The organism is Stenotrophomonas capsici (assembly GCF_034961085.1).
GTDB lineage: Bacteria > Pseudomonadota > Gammaproteobacteria > Xanthomonadales > Xanthomonadaceae > Stenotrophomonas > Stenotrophomonas capsici.
The window spans coordinates 1-4,242 of the sequence record NZ_JAYFUH010000228.1 but is presented as its reverse complement, the minus strand read 5'-3'; the positions used below and the strand labels follow the sequence as shown (position 1 = coordinate 4,242).

6 protein-coding genes are annotated in these 4,242 nt (G+C 68.6%); 1 reads left to right on the top strand and 5 read right to left on the bottom strand.

Going from position 1 to position 4,242, the window contains the following annotated elements; all coding sequences use genetic code 11:
* Positions 1-61: 61 nt before the first annotated feature.
* A complete protein-coding gene (locus VA603_RS11895; protein WP_323438976.1) occupies positions 62-853 on the top strand; it encodes a TatD family hydrolase in 792 nt (263 codons plus the stop codon).
* A gap of 9 nt (positions 854-862) precedes the next feature.
* On the opposite strand, the gene panE is transcribed toward VA603_RS11895, so the two are convergent.
* The 5 genes from panE to VA603_RS11870 form a co-directional block, all read right to left on the bottom strand.
* The gene (panE, locus tag VA603_RS11890) at positions 863-1,801 is read right to left on the bottom strand and encodes a 2-dehydropantoate 2-reductase (RefSeq protein WP_323438975.1); all 939 of its coding nucleotides are present in this window, start codon (positions 1,799-1,801) and stop codon (positions 863-865) included.
* A gap of 77 nt (positions 1,802-1,878) precedes the next feature.
* On the bottom strand, positions 1,879-2,505 hold the full coding sequence (locus tag VA603_RS11885) for a hypothetical protein (protein WP_323438974.1): 627 nt from the start codon (positions 2,503-2,505) through the stop codon (positions 1,879-1,881).
* Positions 2,495-3,172 carry a TadE/TadG family type IV pilus assembly protein gene (locus VA603_RS11880; RefSeq protein ID WP_323438973.1) on the bottom strand — a complete coding sequence of 226 codons (678 nt, stop codon included), beginning with the start codon at positions 3,170-3,172 and terminating at the stop codon, positions 2,495-2,497. Before VA603_RS11880 ends, VA603_RS11885 begins: the two co-directional genes overlap by 11 nt.
* Complete coding sequence (locus VA603_RS11875) at positions 3,169-3,558, bottom strand: DUF192 domain-containing protein (protein WP_192287052.1); 390 nt, start codon at positions 3,556-3,558, stop codon at positions 3,169-3,171. The genes VA603_RS11880 and VA603_RS11875 overlap by 4 nt, the downstream gene beginning before the upstream one ends.
* Positions 3,555-4,242: type II secretion system F family protein (locus tag VA603_RS11870; RefSeq protein ID WP_323438972.1), on the bottom strand; the 688-nt coding region annotated here is incomplete at its 5' end. The genes VA603_RS11875 and VA603_RS11870, both read right to left, overlap by 4 nt.

Here is a 4,242-nt window from a genome sequence, read left to right as displayed (position 1 = left end):
GCTAGTGCTCCCGGCACAACGACTACAATGGCCGCCTTCACTGCTTTTCCGTTCCCGCTCCATGCAACTGATCGACATCGGCGCCAACCTCACCCACGATTCCTTCGAACGCGACCTTGGCGCGGTGCTGGAGCGCGCCCGCGCCGCCGGCGTGGTGCAGATGGTGGTCACCGGCGCCAGCCGCGAGCATTCACCGCAGGCACTGGAACTGGCGCGACGCCACCCCGGCTTCCTGTACGCCACCGCCGGCGTGCACCCGCACCATGCCAGTGAATACACCGATGAGTGCGATGCGGAGATGCGCGCGCTGCACGTGCACCCGGAAGTGGTGGCGGTGGGCGAATGCGGGCTGGACTACAACCGCGATTTCTCGCCGCGCCCGGCGCAGCGCAAGGCCTTCGAACGCCAGTTGCAGATCGCCGTGGACACCGCCAAGCCGCTGTTCCTGCACCAGCGTGACGCCCACGATGACTTCATCGCGATGATGAAGAACTTCGACGGCCGGCTCGGCCCGGCGGTGGTGCATTGCTTCACTGCCGAGCGCCGCGAGCTGTTCGACTACCTGGACCGCGACTACTACATCGGCATCACCGGTTGGCTGTGCGACGAACGCCGTGGCGCGCACCTGCGCGAGCTGGTCAAGCACATCCCGGCCGAGCGGCTGATGATCGAGACCGACGCGCCCTACCTGCTGCCGCGCACGCTCAAGCCGATGCCCAAGAACCGCCGCAACGAGCCGGCGTTCCTGTCGCATATCGTAGAGGAACTGGCGCGCGACCGTGGCGAAGACGTGGCCGTCACCGCTGCCAACGCCACCGCCGCCACGCGTGCGTTCTTTCGCCTGCCGGGCTGAGCACGCGGTTCAATCGCCGCGCTGCGCCTGGTAGACCTGCAGGTGGCAGTAGGCAGCCTGCAGCAGCGGGGCGGCCTGCCCGGCGGCGCACGCGCGGTCGAGCATGTCGCCGACGATGTGCGCCGCTTCCACCCGCTGGCCGGCTTCCAGGTCGCGCAGCATCGAGGCCTTGATCGGCGAGCCGGCCTTGGTCACCACCCCCAGCGCGATCTGCTGGGCGGTCGACGGGATTGGCTGGCCGGCGTGCGCGGCCACCGCCAGGCATTCGGCGTACAGCGCCTGCATCAATGCGGTGCCGTGGTCGGTGGCGACGATGCTGCCGACGTCACCCCGCATCAGGCAGGTGCCGGCCGCCAGCGTGGCCAGGAAGGTGTACTTCACCCATTGCTCGCGTGCGATGTCCTCGGAGGCGACATGGTCGATGCCGGCCTGGGCGCAGGCCGCGGCCAATGCCGCGACGCGCGCGCTGGCGGCACCGCCATCACGCTCGCCGAAGGTCAGCTTGGCCGGCTTGTCCAGGTGCAGCACTGCGCCGTCCCCGGCCTTGGTCGAACTGATGAAGCACAACCCGCCCAGCACCCGGTCGCGGCCGAAGCGCGCGTCCAGCGCCGCGTAGTGGCGCAGGCCATTGAGGATCGGCAACACCGTGGTCTCCGGGCCCACCGCCGGCGCGATGGCATCGATCGAGCTGTCCAGGTCATAGGCCTTGCAGCTCAGGATGACCAGGTCGAAGGGGCGCTGTCGGGCCAGTTCCGGCAGCGCCTCGGCGGTGACGTGTGCGACCGGGAACGCCGCATCACCCAACGGGCTGCGGATCACCAAGCCATCGCGGTCGAGCTGCGCGGCGCGGTTGGCCCGCACCAGGAAGGTGACATCAACGCCGGCCTGCGCCAGGCGGCCGCCGAAGTAACCGCCGGTGCCACCGGCGCCAAGGATCAGGATACGCATCTGCGGGAAACACCGTTCGAACCAGGGGAGTGGGCCCCATCATAGTGAGTCGGCAGGCGCGTGGGCCGGTGGTGGCCTCAGTCGGTCATGCCCTTGGGGACGTGCAATGTCGTGGGCTTGGCGAACGCCGCTGCGTCGAGCGGTTCGTAATCCACCCGCGAGGCACGGAAGCTGCGGCTGTCCTGACGGTTTCCGTGGGTGCCGCGGTAGGCCAGCAGCAGCCCGGTCTCGCTGTCTATCCACAAGGTGCCACGGGTGGTGCCGTCGGGCCCATGGCGGGCGTGGTCATAGTTCACGCCCTTGGCCAGGCGCCCGGCGATGAACTGGCCCTGTGCCGGTGTGCAACGGCCCTGCACGTTGTCGCAGGGCCGTTGCACGTCATACCAGTACGGGCCGCTGGCGTCATTGGCCGGGATCATGTAACGCCCCTGCGCGCTGATCCACCATGCACGCGGTTCGTCGTTGCGCTTGAGCAGGTAGACGTCCGAACCGCCGGTATCGAAATGGAAGTCGGCGCGCATGCCTTCGGCGGCGGTGCGCAGGGTCAGCCGGATCGGCTTGTCGGTGCCGCGGGGCGCCAGGTTGCCGTAGCCCTCGACGGTCGCCTCGATGCGTGCCTGCATGCCTTGCGGCTGTGCCTGCGCGACACCGGCCGCGGACACGGCCAGCAGTGCCATCCACACGGCGCGACGATCAACGCGCAAGGCGGCTGCTGTCATAGATGGGCGTCTGCATGCGGACCACGGCGTAGGACTCGATCGGCAGGCGGCGGTGGCCGCTGACCGGTTCCTCGATCAGCATCGGGGCCGGATGGTAACTCTCGCCTTCGGTCAGCAGCGAGGAGAGGCCGGCGATGACACGGTCGGCGAACGGCACGATCAGTGGCAGCTTGTAGGTCACCCTGATCTTGAGCAGGTTGGCATCCTGCACGTTGACCTGGCTGCCGCCCACGCGGTTGTCGCGGAACGCCAGGCTGTCGTTGGGTAGCGCGTAGCGGCCGTCGTACTGTCGTTCGCGGAATTCGTTGAAGGCCGCGCGGGTCGGCGCGATGACCTCGATGTCGGCGAACAGGCGGGTCTCCAGCTCGGCGTTGGCGCGGGCACGGGCGACACCCGCTGCGTCCGGTGAGGTGGCCAGCAGCGGGGTCAGGCCGAAGGCCAAGGCGTTGCGCATCTTGGCATGGTCCACGCCGTTGACGGCCCCCGCACGCGCGGCCTGGAAGGCGGCGTAATCCAGGGTGGTCTTGGCGCGGTAGATCAGCACCAGCTGGAAGGTCACCAGGATCAGGAACAGGAATGCCGGCACGACGATGCAGAACTCGACCAGCGATTGCCCGGACTGGCGGCGGGGTGGGGTGCGCAGGGGGTTCATTGCAGGCCTCCATCGGCCGCGGGGACCGGGGCAGCGTCGGGAACGGGGTGCCAATGCAGTTGCTCGCCCACGCGCAGCGAGAACGCGGCAAGCGTACCGGCGGGCAGTTCCAGTGTGCTGCGCGCGCCGCGTTGCGAGGCCGCGCGCCAGGGCGCCACGGACTCGCGCCAACCCAGCACCTGGCCGTCACGGGACAGGAACAGCAGGTCCAGCGGGTAGCGCATGCCCAGCGTGTGCACGCTGGCGCAGGGTTCGATCAACAGGCCTTGGCCCTTGCGCAGGCGCGGCAGCACCAGCAGGCCGAACAGGCGCCGGTACCAGGCACGCGCGTGCAGCACCTGCGGTACCAGGCAATCCGTGCCGCGATACAGGGCCAGGGTCTTCACAGGATCCCCTGCTGTTTCATCTGCAGGTAGATGAAGTACGCCAGCACCACGAAGATCAGCGGGAAGAAGAACATCACCAGGGGCAGCATCATCTTCACCGGTGCTTCCAGCGCGAGCTTCTCGGCGCGCAGGAAGCGCTCTTCGCGGCGCTGGTTGGCCTGTGCGCGCAGGGTGTCGCTGAGGTTGGCGCCGACCTTGTCGGCCTGGATCAGCGAGCTGGTGAAGCTGGTGACCTGCGAGATGTCCATGCGGTCGGCCATGCGCCGCAGCGACTCGGCACGCGGCAGACCGGCACGCATGTCGCGCAGCATGCGCGAGAATTCCTGCGACAGCGGGCCCGGCGGACCACGCTGCACCGACTGCTCGATCGAGCCGGAGATGTTCAGGCCGGCCTCCACGCCCATGGTGATGAAGTCCAGGAACACCGGCAGGTCGCGCACCACGTACTTGGTACGGACCTTGCGGCGCTCGCCCAGCCACAGCGTGGGATACATCCAGCCCAGCGGCAGGCCGAACAGCAGGCAGAAGAACAGTGCGCCAACGCTGGCCTTGCCCAGCAGCACCACCACCAGCCCGAGGAACAGTGCCACCGCGCCGGCCGAGACGATGCGCGTTCCATACAGCTCCTCGGGCGTGAGCACGAAGTCCTGGCCGGCGGAGGTCAGGGCGCGGTGCGCGCGTTCG